Origin of the sequence: Pedobacter aquatilis (genome assembly GCF_032678405.1) — a bacterium.
GTDB classification, from domain to species: domain Bacteria; phylum Bacteroidota; class Bacteroidia; order Sphingobacteriales; family Sphingobacteriaceae; genus Pedobacter; species Pedobacter aquatilis_A.
Genome location: NZ_JAVTSJ010000007.1, coordinates 160,312 through 175,461, shown reverse-complemented (window position 1 = coordinate 175,461; position 15,150 = coordinate 160,312). Strand labels below are relative to the sequence as shown.

Annotated in this window: 14 protein-coding genes; 3 read left to right on the top strand and 11 right to left on the bottom strand. The window is 34.9% G+C overall.

Going from position 1 to position 15,150, the window contains the following annotated elements; all coding sequences use genetic code 11:
• Window positions 1-13: 13 nt before the first annotated feature.
• The 9 genes from R2R71_RS18670 to R2R71_RS18630 all read right to left on the bottom strand — a co-directional run bounded on the left by R2R71_RS18670 (window position 14) and on the right by R2R71_RS18630 (window position 9,031).
• Window positions 14-271 (bottom strand): hypothetical protein, encoded by a 258-nt coding sequence (locus tag R2R71_RS18670; protein ID WP_316832801.1) that lies wholly within the window; start codon window positions 269-271, stop codon window positions 14-16.
• 154 nt (window positions 272-425) lie between these two features.
• The gene (locus R2R71_RS18665; RefSeq protein WP_316832800.1) at window positions 426-614 is read right to left on the bottom strand and encodes a hypothetical protein; all 189 of its coding nucleotides are present in this window, start codon (window positions 612-614) and stop codon (window positions 426-428) included.
• A gap of 833 nt (window positions 615-1,447) precedes the next feature.
• Window positions 1,448-3,019 (bottom strand): hypothetical protein, encoded by a 1,572-nt coding sequence (locus tag R2R71_RS18660; RefSeq protein WP_316832799.1) that lies wholly within the window; start codon window positions 3,017-3,019, stop codon window positions 1,448-1,450.
• Window positions 3,020-3,915: 896 nt separating this feature from the next.
• Window positions 3,916-4,143: a hypothetical protein gene (locus tag R2R71_RS18655; protein ID WP_316832798.1), complete on the bottom strand. Its 228-nt coding sequence runs from the start codon at window positions 4,141-4,143 to the stop codon at window positions 3,916-3,918.
• 23 nt (window positions 4,144-4,166) lie between these two features.
• On the bottom strand, window positions 4,167-4,481 hold the full coding sequence (locus R2R71_RS18650) for a hypothetical protein (RefSeq protein WP_316832797.1): 315 nt from the start codon (window positions 4,479-4,481) through the stop codon (window positions 4,167-4,169).
• 96 nt (window positions 4,482-4,577) lie between these two features.
• The gene (locus tag R2R71_RS18645; protein ID WP_316832796.1) at window positions 4,578-5,024 is read right to left on the bottom strand and encodes a hypothetical protein; all 447 of its coding nucleotides are present in this window, start codon (window positions 5,022-5,024) and stop codon (window positions 4,578-4,580) included.
• 324 nt (window positions 5,025-5,348) lie between these two features.
• Entirely contained in the window at window positions 5,349-5,867 is a 519-nt protein-coding gene (locus R2R71_RS18640) for a hypothetical protein (RefSeq protein WP_316832795.1), read from the bottom strand.
• Window positions 5,868-6,125: 258 nt separating this feature from the next.
• Window positions 6,126-6,641, bottom strand: coding sequence for a hypothetical protein (locus R2R71_RS18635; RefSeq protein ID WP_316832794.1), 516 nt, complete (start codon window positions 6,639-6,641; stop codon window positions 6,126-6,128).
• Between the two features lie 542 nt (window positions 6,642-7,183).
• Window positions 7,184-9,031, bottom strand: a complete 1,848-nt coding sequence (locus tag R2R71_RS18630) for a hypothetical protein (protein WP_316832793.1) — start codon at window positions 9,029-9,031, stop codon at window positions 7,184-7,186.
• 706 nt (window positions 9,032-9,737) lie between these two features.
• Here R2R71_RS18630 and R2R71_RS18625 point away from each other — a divergent pair.
• Entirely contained in the window at window positions 9,738-10,211 is a 474-nt protein-coding gene (locus R2R71_RS18625) for a hypothetical protein (protein ID WP_316832792.1), read from the top strand.
• 42 nt (window positions 10,212-10,253) lie between these two features.
• Here R2R71_RS18625 and R2R71_RS18620 read toward each other — a convergent pair whose 3' ends face one another.
• Window positions 10,254-11,534, bottom strand: a complete 1,281-nt coding sequence (locus tag R2R71_RS18620; RefSeq protein WP_316832791.1) for a site-specific integrase — start codon at window positions 11,532-11,534, stop codon at window positions 10,254-10,256.
• Between the two features lie 246 nt (window positions 11,535-11,780).
• Here R2R71_RS18620 and R2R71_RS18615 point away from each other — a divergent pair, with 246 nt between their 5' ends.
• On the top strand, window positions 11,781-11,951 hold the full coding sequence (locus R2R71_RS18615) for a hypothetical protein (RefSeq protein ID WP_316832790.1): 171 nt from the start codon (window positions 11,781-11,783) through the stop codon (window positions 11,949-11,951).
• Between the two features lie 11 nt (window positions 11,952-11,962).
• On the opposite strand, the gene R2R71_RS18610 is transcribed toward R2R71_RS18615, so the two are convergent.
• Entirely contained in the window at window positions 11,963-12,268 is a 306-nt protein-coding gene (locus tag R2R71_RS18610; protein WP_316832789.1) for a sigma factor, read from the bottom strand.
• A gap of 574 nt (window positions 12,269-12,842) precedes the next feature.
• On the opposite strand from R2R71_RS18610, the gene R2R71_RS18605 reads away from it, so the two are divergent.
• On the top strand, window positions 12,843-15,029 hold the full coding sequence (locus tag R2R71_RS18605) for a TonB-dependent receptor (RefSeq protein ID WP_316832788.1): 2,187 nt from the start codon (window positions 12,843-12,845) through the stop codon (window positions 15,027-15,029).
• Window positions 15,030-15,150: the final 121 nt, after the last annotated feature.

Below are 15,150 nucleotides of genomic sequence, written 5' to 3'. Positions count from 1 at the left end.
GATAACGATTCCGTTAATATATGGGTATAACGGCTCTACTGTCTTCTTTTCCCCATTGCACTTGCCATGTTCTACCACTAATTTGGTCAAGCAGAACGAAGTTATAAATGTTAGTAGTTGGATATAGAAAGAACCTGCCATTCTTTTCTTCTTCTTTACTTACACGAACAACGTCCGATAGTGTATTCTCAAATCTGTATTTATCTTCTAATCCCCATTGAACTTGCCACATTTGCCCATTTCTGGTATTCAATTTTATGAACGTGTACATATTTCGAGTAGCAAATAGCCTATATGTAACAGTACTATCAGTAGAAATATTCTGTACAGGGGCTTCTGATGTGCTTTGAGCAAAAGCATTAAATGAAGCGAAGCCAATAATTAGAGCGAATAGGGTTCTTTTCATGTTATAGAGCGTAATAAAATCAACCTAATTTAAAGATAAAATCATTAAGTTCTTTACTATTTTCAATCCTAACTATATGCTCTTCACCACTTATTTCAATAGTATCTCCACTAAGAATGGTTTCTTGCATTTTTTCGATAATCGCGTTATAAGCTGTACGGTTAATGGTACGAGCGTTGTTTAAATGACTTGAAGTTAGTTTTAACATAATGAGCGTTATTAATTAAGTTAGATTGTTAGAGTTAGGCTAAACAAAATAAGCCGACATAATCGGCTTATCTGTAATTAACTAATAGCATTAAAAGTATATCAACCTCTATCTAATGCGTAGTAAACTTAGCTTTCTATGAAAACGCAAAAGTGTTAAGTAAACAACTTGATTCAAAGACTTACTTCAATTTCAGTTCAATAGTCTAAATATTGACGTTAAAACAGAATATTATTTTGCTTAGTCCAACCGCTAGAAGTGTGTTAGCGTACCGACATGCGTATTGAGCGATGGTCGTTGCAGTAAAGTTCGCAGAACGATGCAACGGAATGTTTTATGCAATAAAACACGAGGCTTGGCGAGATTATTGACTTTAAACTCTTGTCCTGTACATCCTCAATAATCGTGACAAGCTGAAGCCTGAGCGATCACGCAGGTACGCAAATAAGGGAAGCAATTAGATTTATCCAGGATAAAGCGTAACGAATTTATGAGTGTAGCAAATCCTAGATAAAGATAAGTGAGCTTCCATGAGGCAACCGATTCACCAAAATTAAAACCATGACAGAGCATAGCGATGGCGTGTGTTTTAAGTGGTGTTAGACTTGCCGAATACCTTTCTACCTACCTTATAGCACTGTCTCTTAATAATTGCTACTGTCATAAAAGTGAAAGCAATTCCACTTATAAAGCAGCAGTAATGAAGCCCCCTCACACAAAATCAATGACTAAACCTAGCCTTTCCACTGTGTAAGCAGCAAAGGAGTGAAAGGCTTGGGTTAGGAATGAATTATTTAGCGAAAAATAATTCACCCTAATTTTTTTATATCATCTTAAACTATGTTTTGCTTGTAGAATTCATCTAAATCTAAAATTGCTCTTCTAATAGCTCTATAATCTGTTTTAGGAACATCTATATAAATCTCTGCGTCATCTTCACCTTCAATTGCCGCAAACAATCCTTTAGGTGCATTTTTTGTATTTAATAAATCTACATAACAACCGTAATCAATAGAATACACGTTATATCTAATACCTGGAGTATCTTTTCCTGAAATATTTTCTTTTATAATGTGTAATACCCTTGAATCAAATAAATAATCAATTAATTTATCTTTTTTGTTTGTCTGCAATAGGAATGCTCGTGCTGCTCTTTGACCAATTACTTCATCGATTATCCACAGGAGTAAATTATGAGCTTCTTTGTTTGATGTAATTGCCTTTTCTTTACCTCGTGCATACCAAGTTCTTGCTGCACTTCTAATATTTTCGACTGATATTTTATTGTCATTCGCCTTTGAAGCAGCTATTGAAAGAATATTAATAGCATCTCTCGGTATTCCTTCTGAAGACCTTACAAATTCTGTTAATGAGTTTATTTGGGAGAATGCTTTTGAAATTAAATCATCCGCATTTTGAATTTTATTATCATTAACTGTATTAGTATAATGATGAAATATTAATTCCTTGAAAAACTCTTTAGATTTTTCTTCGTCATTATCAAATACCATGTATTCATCTAAATTTTGCGTGGTTGCAATATCTGCACCTATTTCTATTCCAATTCTATTTGAATTCTCATCTGTAAATGAAATATTTGTCCTCTGTTCTATGGCAGCAATTTTTAAAATGAAATCTGGATTTGGTAAAATTGTCCTTCTTAAAAGCTCCGCAAGATAAGGCTGAAGTTCTTGAGGTACTTCTGCCCATTCATCAATTAAAATCCAAACATTTGTATTTAACTCTTTAGTCAGTTCTTTTAAACTGGAAAATAAACTGGCAAAATGTATTCGGTGAGTTGAGATTCCCTTAATTTTAGTTTCAATGGATTTCTTCCCACTACTTCCTACGCCAGTTTGTTTTTCCCGATTATAACTTATTCCTTTATTTGATAACTGAAATTTCCTATCTTTTTGTGTGGATTCTGTCGAATTTTCTTCTATATTTTCAGTTCTTTCAATTTCACTTTCGACCTTTATTTCACTAATTGAATCCCATACTTTATCTGCAACTGGACTTGCTTTACTTAAATTATATTTTCCTGTTTCATCTAACACGATTGTGTCAACTATGCTATTAACTATGAAACTAATAGTATCTATTAACAATCTCGTTGCCCTTTCAACCACTGAAATAGAAGAATCAGAAAAAATCCCACCGTTAGAGCCAATAGTTCTCAGGTCAATATAAACCGGTATTTCATTATTTTTATTTATGTTACTTTTCAAATTTAGTAAAGCATGTGTTTTACCTGTTCCCCTCCTTCCATAAGTTATTTCATGTTCTTTATTTGATAAAATAGTGAATAGTGGGCCTACATTTACGAAAGTTTTCACTAAATATTCGATATCAACAGTTTCAGATCTTTTAGAAAATTTCAAAAAAGTAGTATTTATTTCGTTCATATTTTAAGAGTAAAACTGCCTTATTCAAAAAATACCTCGTATGACTCCAGGAATACAATACTAAAAAATCAAAAAACATTAGACTTAGTACATTTTTTACTTGGTGTGATATAGATAAATTTATTATTCTTTAAACATTTGTAAAGCCTACAAATCGGATAATCAATTGCAAAACAAGGAGTATATAAGTGTAAACAAATTAGTTCCCTAAAGTTATTAATTTAATCTTAAACTCAGTATAATGTGATATAACATTTTAAATGCAGAAAATTTGTCTGTTGGGATAGAGCCTCCTCTAATTAGTGACACACCAACCTGGAGATGACTATGATTTGTCAACAACTGGCCTTTGATGCATGCGTTACAAACGAGCGCAAGCTATGGAATTTATTCGTTGTCATTCCAAAGCCTTCGCGTGTTTGGAGTAATTGTCTAGCAGTCGTTTAGGTCCTTTATATCAAAACACGACCAGTAAAAAACTGCATATGCGTGAAGTTTAAAATCCGTTCTTAACAGCGGTTCGAGAATACGCCAATAGCTTTCAAAGTCCGCCTGGCATTCTTGATTTTCTGTAGATTGGATGATGGCTTGCATAAGTAGAGCTTTCTTATCATTATCTACTTCCGATTTGTAATATTTAATGTATGCACCGATGTCAGCAGCATTTGCAACCTCATAATGCCAGTCTTGCATCCACTCATCGAATCGCAAATTGAGTTCCTTCGACAGGTGAATTTATAGCATCCCATGTTCCATATTTAGGTTGCGGTGGCATCATTTCTTTTACGGGTTTTGTCGTTTCGCCAATTGCCAAATTAGCTGGCTTAAACATTACTAGGGATTTCAACTTCAAGTATAATAAAAAGGAGCCATATAGCTACGGCTCTTGTCTTTCCTTATTTACTTTTCGCCTTAACAACAAATTGTAAGATTACGTCCTGAAGTACACCAAGTTGTAATTCTGTGGCAATATCACCTCGGTATTGCCCTTTTGTTTCTTCATCGATGGTTAGGTGGATGTCTAACATTTTATGTGCTAACACTTCACTAAACTTCTTATTGACACCCCTACGGTGAAGCTCAATTTGGTAGTGCTGTAAGATCTCTTCTTGATTTTTTATCATGGTTGCTTAATATTTTGACTGCCCTATTCACTTATCTTATAGTTAAATATGTGGTATTCATACAGAACGCCATTTGAAGGTTGGTACAGAACCACAAAATCCCTTTCTACAATGAATCTATGGGCTGAATATCCATTTTGTAAACCATATGATTCTTCACCTCTTTGACCATCAACAGATACTAAGTAGTTGGATGAATGCTGTAATTTACCGTTATAGAAAAAACTAAATTTCTTCGTAGAAGGGACTAAAACAACTTTACCAAATGCTTGACCAACATCTTTATTTGAACGATAATATTTACCATTACCATCACGGACATAAGTTATCTGAACCATCTTACATGTTCCAGAGTAAATCTGTATCTGTTGACTTCTAACGTATCCACTTTTAAGGCAGAATAGCATAATTATAAAAATGAATTGTTTCATAGCTTACTGAATCTTCTTTTGTGTGAAAAAGTAAGTTAGCTGTTTACGCATCTCGTAATTGAGATAAGCCATGCGGTGAGCATGATTCTGCTTTTTATTAGGGTTTCCCCTAGCTGTTTTTCCATCATCACCAATCCCTAAATCGCTATTTGAAGCAGTACCTGAATAAGTTGCGTTAGCTATCTTGTTGTAGTAAACATCCCATTGGTAAGTACCTTGACAAGCAAGTTGTCGCCATGTGGCATAGCTTTCAGACCAGAGTTCAAAGTCTTTTTGTTTAGCATTTCCAGTGTTAACAATCTCTTGAAAGCAAAAGCCAAAAATGTCGTTGAGCTGTGCTTCTTCAATAAAGTAATTTTGTTTGTCGATGATAAACCTATACTTGCATTCTTTGGTTGGCTGAAAGTAGAGCACAAGTGAAGTAATCCAAAAGAAGATTGAGAGTTTCATATAAATTTAAGCTGCCATGTTCCAAGTCAGCATTCTAGTTAACACGAAAGCGTAGGGAACTGTACCAATCTGCATTCAGAAGCTCCTAGGAGGGCTTATTGCAACAGAGGACAGCACCTACGCTTTTGCGTAGGCGTTGCTTGTCTCCGTTCTTGTTGCAATGTTGAATTTTCCTAGGATTCCTGATATGCAAGAACTGATAGCTACGCTAAAATTCTTTATATGTTGTTAATTATTACTCTGTTTCGTTTACGTATTGGTATTTAAGTCTGTGTAAAGATAATCAAGAGCAATGAAATATAGGGGCAGTAAGCCCCTATATTTTTAATTTGGTGATTCTTTTCTATCAACAGTGTTAATGCTTACGTAATCCGTTTCCCCTTCTGCAATCCTGCGATAGAAAAAGTTATGCTGTTGTTCCGCAGGTAGAAAGTTTACTCTCAGCGCATATTCGATTCCGCTTGTATTATCATGAGACTGGGTAATGCTGTAAGCTTCTCTCAGTAGTTGGTTAGTTAAGCTACTACCGAACTTTTCAAGTGCTTCTTGCCCACAGTCCAGAAAAATATAAAATCTTCCATCCTTTGGCGACATACTTAAAGTGACATTGTGAAAGTAACTTAGGTACTCTTTGACAAGATTTGTGTTCTGTTCGTTCTTGGTATGTTCCATCATGGCGTAAGTCCTAAATTTGGTTACTTCAAATCGGTTGAGCAGTTCGATTGCTTTGTCTACAATAAGGGTGTAGGCTTTCTCAACCTCCTTGTTGATAGTTTGAACATCGGTTGTAACTGTTACAAATTGTGTTCTGTTTTGAGCTTTCGCTCTTGTTTGTGCTTTCATTGTTAAGAATTAAAATTGAATAAAAAGAAAGAGCATCCGTCTTGGATGCTTGGAAATTTGCTAGATTATAAAAGTATTCTAGGACTGGATTTAGACCTATGTAGTAGCAATAGCTATGTACATTCTATGGAACGGTTTCCACTTTTAAAAGGTAGATCAGGGTTGCTCTTCTATCTCTTAAAAGTGAATAATGTAAAAAAGTGCGTTGGTAAAACTGCCTAGCTGATAAGCCAGGCAGTTGTGTGATTGATGGTTAAATCAAGTGTTATTATAAGGTAGTTCAAGGATGAAACGTTCAGGTTGAACCTGAAGCACCCTTTTGTAATATGAAGGATAGTCTTGGATGTTAGCTTCCTTACTAAACTTTTTTAAGCTAAGACGTTTCATCAACTTGTAAATATCCTCTTCAAATGGGCAATTATGAAACTTATAGAGGATGATATAGTTATTGGTTACATCACATTCCAATTGAAAATAAAAGTACCTAGAAATGAAGCTATGTATGCCAATTGTATCAATCGGATGTTTTTTAAGTGGGATTTCAACGACCACCCTATCACTATTGTTCGGTAAAGTTTGGTACATCAACTTCACTTTGTTTACAAGAATGAAGTACATTGATTCCCTAAGTGGATTCAATTTCTTTTGTTCTGCTGACGCATACCGCTTCGCTCTGGTGAGGTTTTTATATTTTCTAGTGGTTTGAACCCATTGCTTTTCATTCCATTCAACTTCATTTGGTAATCTATTCTGCATTAGTTCAAGTTTTATCATAGTGTTTTTCTCTTTTATAAGTGGATATCTTATTAGAACGCAGTGTAATGAAACAAGAAATTTATTGGCGGCTAGAAGCTTAGTAAACTTTTTACTTTCATCGACAGCATGCTCAGGGGGTTATGTCTAACCTCTGTTGGTCTGGGGGGGACACATATAAAAAGGCACTATACTTACATTATAAATTCATATTAAGAATATCCACTTTTAAAGAATAGGATATATTACAGACTGGGTGCAACCCTCCAAGTTGGATGACGCATAATTCTCTACAATCCATGTTCAAATAGAGAGGGGGCTTATTTGAAGGCCTCACAAAAAATATTGATTAAATATCCTAATAGCACTAAATGAGTTTAAATCTAAGTTTTAGCCAATATTTAAGACAAAACGCCCATTAACAAGAAAGACCTGCCTGTAAAGCAAGTCTCCTTTATTATTTTGTTCTTCATTTATTAAGCCTTTTCCATAGAAATGCGAATTCTTGTAATTTCCCCTTAATAAGTAAGTTTTAATCTTTGCATGGAAAATTATTACAGCTATCAGGCTGCAATATGAAGCTGAAACTGTTTTCTTAAGATAATGTAGCCATGCACAAACTCATTGTTTTTGTTCTTTGGCTTGCAGTTGTCAATTTCAAATCTTCCAAGCTCACCTAATTGGGCTGGTTTAGCAACACGAATCTCTCCTGATTTCGTTCTTATCTGTAATTGATTATATAAACTTTGTAGCGTCTCAGTAATGAACTCATTGGTATAAACTGCGCCAACCTTAAAATAATGGTCGAGCAATTTTAATAGTTTTATCTCTGCTTTCGCATTCCCTTTTAATATAAGTTCTTGTTTAATCTTGCTAATTGAGTAATTTAATTCTTCAACCCGTTCAACTGGGAGTAGCTTGGCGGCTTCATATGCAAGTGGGTTATTTTTTTTAATATCCTGTTCTATTGATTCATTAAGAAAGTTGAGATACATATTCTTTTTGCAGCTCTTCCTTCCATCTAACAATTGGTGATAATCTTCTTTAAACTTGGTTGATGCTGATTTACGTTTCATTGTTGTTTTGCCTTCATATTTAATTGTTGACTGTTGTTTATCTACACTGTATTTGCTCTCCCATGCTTCTTCAATAAAATTGATGTGGTTATAGCATTCTCGCTTGGCAGCCTCATTAATCTGTTGGTCAAGCTTCATATAGTCCAATGCAGCCATTTGTGTCCTGTTATCTACATCAGCATACTTGCTCATCTCCTTACTGAGTAAAGTCTTTGCAAACTTTACATCTTTGCAATTTATGTTATGCTGTTGTATGAGCCTATTCGCGCTATAAGTGAACTCTTCAGCAAAATGTTCCTGCCTTTTGATGCTAAGATTATTTGCAGCATTGGTAATGTGTATAAGCTGATGCGGGCTAGGGCAATCCTGAGTATCTCTTTTTCCTCTGAGCCTACCAAATGCTTGTACTGCTTTATCACTAATACCAATTTTGGTATGGTCGCAATGAATGTCCGTTACGACGATTAGTGTAGCATTATCATCGTACATATCCCAACCCTCAAAATACTTACTTGTGTAGAAGTTAATCTTCTTGAAGCTTTCAGTGTTGGTATCCTCGTAGTAGAACTTGGCCAACTCACCCAATTTTTTGAGGTTGCTTTTGTCTTTATCATTTGCACAATAGATGTTGCAATCACTAAGCTGTGCTCTGTCAATTGCTTTTGCAATCTCAGTAACTGAGTTAAGGAAAATATGCAAGTTACCCGGAAATGAATTTGCATGTTGTAGTGTATAATCTAATGTTGCAGCAACACTATAGGAGTTGACGAGGGTAACGTTACCTAGCTTTTCACTAACAACAACTTGATGATAATCAAGTTCTACCATTTTAGGATGGGTGAAGAGATATGGAGTTGCAGTGATTATACATTTATTCTTCCATTCGAAAAAGTACTTGAAAGGTGCAAGGATGTTTTCTCTATAGTCCTCAGTAATAAATGTATGTGCCTCATCGAGCATAAAAAACCATTCCTCCATTAATTCATTGGTTCGACCAAGCTGATTTGCTGCCCACATTATTTTTTCGATTCCTTCAGGGGTGGTCATTATCTTCAGTCCTTTTCTTTTTACTGATAAGTAGTTATATACTTCTTCTCGTGTTACGTCACCATACACAATTTCTATCTCAGAGTGCTGTTGCTTCTTACATTTTAGTATGCTTATATTCGGCACGGTTATAATTGAACAACGACCTGTATATAGGATTTCCATTGTTGTCCCTCCAATACCACACCTTCCTTTATCTATGAAGCCTGAGGGTAATATTTTATCTCTAAATACCTTATCTAAATAATCGTTCTTGCCTACAATGTAGGTTCTTTGTGTCTTATACATTTCATTGTTTTATAGAGTAGTTTGCAGGTGTATCTTTAGAAGTCGCAGTCAGAGATGTGGAGGACTGCTTTAGGTGTATCTGGCTATACACTTCTTATTTGCATGGAAATCTAAGGCAACAAAAAAGATTAGCCTGAAAAAGCTAATCCCTTAAGTGCAATAGACTCCTCTAACTGCTGAAATGTTATTACAAAGATACAAAAAATCCATAAGAATAAGAAAATTATCAACTGATAATGAGCATGTTACATAACAGCATATACAAGTCTTGCTTGTAAAACACATTTAGAACTTTGAACTAATGATTGACTAATCTATATTTGTAATCCTTAATCAATCCTGACTGCGGAAGTGGCGTAATTGGTAGCCCCCAATCTAGTATGAGGTAATTCCTTTATTTGTAGGGATACATTGGCGTTTTAAACAGACAAATTTACATTTAACCATTTTGTTATAAAGCTTTTAAAGTATAGAACTAGCTATTCCATACTCATTAGCTTATTGTGCTGAGTGTAATCAGCGCATACTTTTATTGTAGTTGGATTCATGAACCAATCAACAGTGGATGGTATAACATGCCAGTCGTTTTACACGACGACTGTATTATTAACGGTCTTTAAGACCTATTATTTAACAAGTTTTAAACGTATCCATTGGTGGAGTAGAACACTAAAGGGGTATCTCTTAAAACATTTTATTTACAATTATGAATAAAGAAGATAACGCTTCAGATAAAGTATCTGAAGCATTAACATATGAGTCTTTGACTTATATGCAAAAACAAAAATTTGACTACCTAGTCAAATTAATTAACAATGAGCAAATGACACTCGAACTCGTAAAGCGAATCGAAGGACGAGGTAGAAACAGCTTTAATAAAGTTGTTGAAAAGATAGATTCTCTTAACAGCGCAAAACAGGCGGAGCAGAATTACCATGATGCTCTTTACGATAGTTTTGATGTTGGAAAAGAATATACCTATTCTGAAGTCATATCTATTGTAGCTCAAGTGAGAAGAGATTCAGGGTTGCCTCCCTACACATCGAGATGGAAGCAGAATTGCGAGAATGATTTCTTTGCATTGTTCATAGTAGAGGACGTTTATACAGCCGACGAAGATGGAAGTAACAAAAAGCAAACTGGTTATAGACCAGTCTTTAAGTTAAAACCTGAAGACTAATAACAAGGGTGCACCCAACATTTGTTGGGTGCTATCTAGTAATCAGGCTTTGTCTTTTACTTCTAACTTTAACTCGTATGGCTGAACTACCCTATTAGCTTGAAGATAAATCTCTGTGGTAGAAATACTGCTATGGTTTGCTCGTTCTTTAATTTTGTAATGTTCAACTCCACTATCAAATTGATTTGTTATTGATGTATGTTTATGTTCGTATAGCGTTCTGCCTTTAAACTGAGGATACTTAAGGCGGAATTCACGCATCACGATACCTAATTCTTTATGAGTCAACGGCATCCCCGATTTCAATCGATTATATCCGCCAATCAAATACATTGTGCTTTGGATGACAATACCTTTGTCAAGAGTTCGTTGAATGATTATACTAATCAACTCTTTTACTTTGTTTGACATTACAACTGTCCTAAGGCTATCATTTTTCTTGTTTAAAACTAATAGAGTTCCCTTATCTAAATCAACATCACAAATCCTAATTAAAACTTGCTCTGACAACCTTATATTGTTTTCATACAATAACAGTCCTGCAAGATAAAGCCTAGTGAACCTAAACTTCTCTTGAGTCTCTAAAATGGTGTAAAAGTCGTTCAATTCTGATTTGGACAACACCTTAAATCTTTTATCATGTTGTGCCTCACTTAGCTTCTTCAATTTTTTCAGATGATTACGCAAGGGTAATTCGTTGTAATCAATTAACCAAGTGTAAAATTGTGTGACATATTGGAAGTGCTGGTTTACTGAACTATTCTTTAATTTCTTTTTACTGATACCATAGCTGTTGTTTAGCAAGTCAATTCTATAGGTTAACCAAAATGCTGAACTGAGTTCGTTAATAGTCATTTGGTTATAACTTGACAGGTTGAAGTAATCAGTAAGTTTTTTATTATGATGCTTGTACCCATATAAACTTACTTTATCAACTGAACCTTCTTTATGTTGCAACTCTTTATAAGTGAAAAATTGTTGTAGTGCTTGAGAGACTTTTGTTCTCAAGGCTAACGAAGTATTAACTAATGGTTGAACAAACTCGCTAGATATTATTAGCAAGTCTTCTTTAAATAACTCTGATAGAAGTGACTCCTTGTGTGGCTTGGTCAACTTCCTATTTGTGCAGTCTGAAAAGAACTCTAATGCCTTAGCCTTTATAGCCCCTTTGCCGTAATACTTCTTATGCCCGTTGAACTTGTAATCGAGATAATATTTCTGCTCGGCAAGCTCATTGATTGGAGTGGATAGATAAACTTCAACACCTCTAATGTTTGCTAAGAGATACTTGTTCGTTTTAGTTACTGGTCTTTGAGATTTCATGAAACTTAAAAATTTAAGCCTCATCCCTCAACTCATCCCTCAGAGTTGATTTTCAATGACAAAGCGTGCTTTATACGCAGTATAAAGCACATTGCTCATAACAGGTTTATATTTGGTTAGAAAAAAAGGAGACGCTTGGATGAGGTCTCCTTTTTATTTTTAAAGCCATTTTTACACCATAAGATTCATTCTATTAAACATTAGTTTTTTAATATATTTGATAACACCATCTAAAAAAACTAAAATATGTTCTGGTTCTCGCTCATTCCAATTATCTACACTTTATTAATTATTGGCTTACTGTATTTATTCTTTAAAATAATCGACTCCATCAGAAAATCAAATTATGAGCGAAACGATATATTAAGAGGTATATATGAGGAATTAAAAAAACAAAATGATAAAGCTGAACAATAAGCTCATACTATTTATAAAACTTCTTTCTTAGCAATCCTGTTTAACCAGGTATGAAGCTTGCATTTGCTTTCATCGTATAAAGAAATATCTTGCCAGGCAATAAGAAAAACCTGCTCCAGTAACATGTTGCATTTTTGCTCATCTTTAATGCTTCTCATCAGTGAACCATATATCATTGGAGCGTAAACCCTGTACAAAGCTTTAAAAGTTTTTCTATCCCTTTCTTTAAGTTTAATTGGGCAGATATTATCAGGCGTGGAAAAAACCTTAAAAAATGGTTTTTCAGGGGCTTGCCTGATAATAATTTTTGGCTGCATGATTATTTATTCTATTTCTTTTACTCAACATTAGCCACATAACAAAGTTTAGCTATCCTACTGAAAAACAAACAACTACAAAGAGTAAATGCTTAGCGGTCAATCTGAGGGCAACTTATCGTTTCCAATACACATTAAGGTTTTAAACTATTTTCTGTTTGATTCGTATATTTGCTACTCAATGAAGATCTGTATCTGGTTTTTAAGTCTATGTTTGCTCATACTATCTTTCACAAACTGCGAAGATGCTATGGAAACTCCTGCTTTTGAAAAAAATCAGGTTAGTTTTAGGATACAAAAAGATCAAAACCATGCTGATCAGGATAGCTGTTCGCCGCTCTGCACCTGTAATTGTTGTGGACAACCTTTACTATCTCCATTAAAACCTTTGGGACTAGACTTCATTAAAACTGAAGAATCAACACAAAATCAAGCCGCGTATAAATGTTCATTTACAGCTGGCTTTTTGAACAACATCTGGCAACCGCCAAAATTAAGAATGAATACGTTCGCATAGTTCGAACCATCTATTACTGTTAATTCAGTTCTATTTATTCATTTTTAATATCAATCAATGCAAAAAATATTTTTCGTATTGTGCATGCTTTTATGCACAACAGGTGCCTATGCACAAAACAGTTTCAAAACACTTATCAAATCGCAAGGCGATAAAACAATTCTAAAAGGTGCAACTATTAGTATTACTGGCACCACAATCAGTGCAGCTGCTGATGAAAATGGGATTGCTTTAATCAACAATATCCCAAATGGAAAGCAGACCTTAAAAATTAACCACATTGGCTATCAGGAAAAATCCATTATACTTAATTTTCCGCTTAGCCAGTCGAACCCGCTAATCGTATTTCTGGAAGAAACAAGTGATGAACTTGAAGAGGTAATCATTTCATCTACACGTACCAGCCGTTCCATTCAGAATACACCTACACGTGTAGAAACCATCGAACTGGAAGAAATCGACGAAAAAAGCAATATGCGGCCGGCAAACGTTTCCATGATTTTACATGAAAGTACCGGAATTTCGGTACAACAAACTTCTGCCACGAGTGGTAATGCAAGCATCAGGATACAAGGACTAGATGGAAGGTACACACAGCTACTAAAAGATGGTTACGCCAGTTTTGGCAACTTTGCAAATGGCTTAAGTATCCTGGAAATTCCACCTCTAGACCTTGCACAGGTCGAAATTATTAAAGGTCCTGCTTCTACCCTATATGGTGCAGGAGCAATTGCAGGCGTAGTAAATTTTATTTCACGCACACCAAAGGAAAAGGCTGATTACAACTTTATTGTAAATCAATCAAATGTTGGCCAAACAAATATTGGAGGCTTTGCCATGAAGCGGAATGATAAAATCGGGTACAGCCTGCTGGCGCTGGCAAACTTTCAAAAGCCTTATGATGTAGATAAGGATGATTTTACAGAACTACCTAAATCAAAAGATTTTACCATTCACCCGAAGCTTTTCATTTATCCTAACGAAAAGACAACGATAATTATTGGGAATGCATTTACAAAAAGTAACCGGACTGGCGGAGATATTTTCCTGATTAAAGAGGGTGCAGACGCTAATCATAGCTATTTCGAAAACAACAAGAGTATCAGAAATACTTCTACACTGGACTTAAGTATAAAATCAAATGAAAAAGACTTGTTTCGGGTAAAAACAAGCTTTAATTATTTTGATAGAAGTATCGGTATCCCAAACTATAATTTTAAAGGTGTCAATTATAATATTTATTCAGATATCAGTTATCTAAAAAATATTAAAAACCAAAGCTTAATCTTTGGTGCAAATTTAGTTTACGATAATTTTAAGGAGCAAAACACTACTGTTGTTGCGAGGGATTTCAATACTAAAACAGCAGGTTTATACTTCCAACATACCTGGGATGCTACCGAAAAGTTTAAACTCGAAAGTGGTATCAGAACAGACTTAACTCATTATTATAATCATTTTTACAATAAGACAGATTTTTTTGTGCTGCCAAGAATTTCTGCGTTGTATAAATTTGACGACCACTGGAGTTCAAGAATTGGCGGCGGACTGGGTTACAAAACACCAACATTGTTTACAGAACAGACCGAAACGTTTCAATACCAGAACTTATTGCCACTAGATAATGTTTCATCAGAAAAAAGTTATGGTGGCACGGCCGATGTAAATTATAAAACGAATGTTGGTGATGATTGGTTAATCAGCCTGAACCAAATGTTTTTCTACACCAGAATAACGAATTCAACGATACTAATGCAGGATGGCAATTTGAACTTTTATTCCACCAATACTGCTCAACCAGTTAATAGCCTGGGTTTTGAAAGCAATGCCAAAATTATTTTCAAACAAGATTTTAAACTTTTTGCCGGCTACACTTACACCAACGCTAAAGCAAAGTATCTTCCCGTAGTAACGGATATCCGTTTATTACCAAAAAACCGGTTAAACCTGGCACTATTATATGAAAAAGAAAGAAACTTCAAGTTAGGATTAGAGGGTTATTTTACCGACAGGCAATACCTTTACAATAATTTTCATACTCCGGCTTACTGGGAATTTGGCTTTATGGCCGAAAAGGTATTTGGCAAAATATCGGTTTTCATCAATGCAGAAAACTTTACCGACACCAGGCAGAGCAGATACAAAAGTGTTGTAAACGGATCGCATACCAACCCCACATTTGATGATATCTGGACGCATACGGAGGGAAGAACTTTCAATGCGGGAATAAAATTGAAGCTCTAAATGAGCAAGTTACATTTTAACTAAGGTTAAAATTAGCAAAACACATCTTTTAAACCTATCTTTGGCGTTCCGGATGCTTCCACTCCGGAAAAAAGAAAAGCTTTCCGGCAACGGAAAGCTT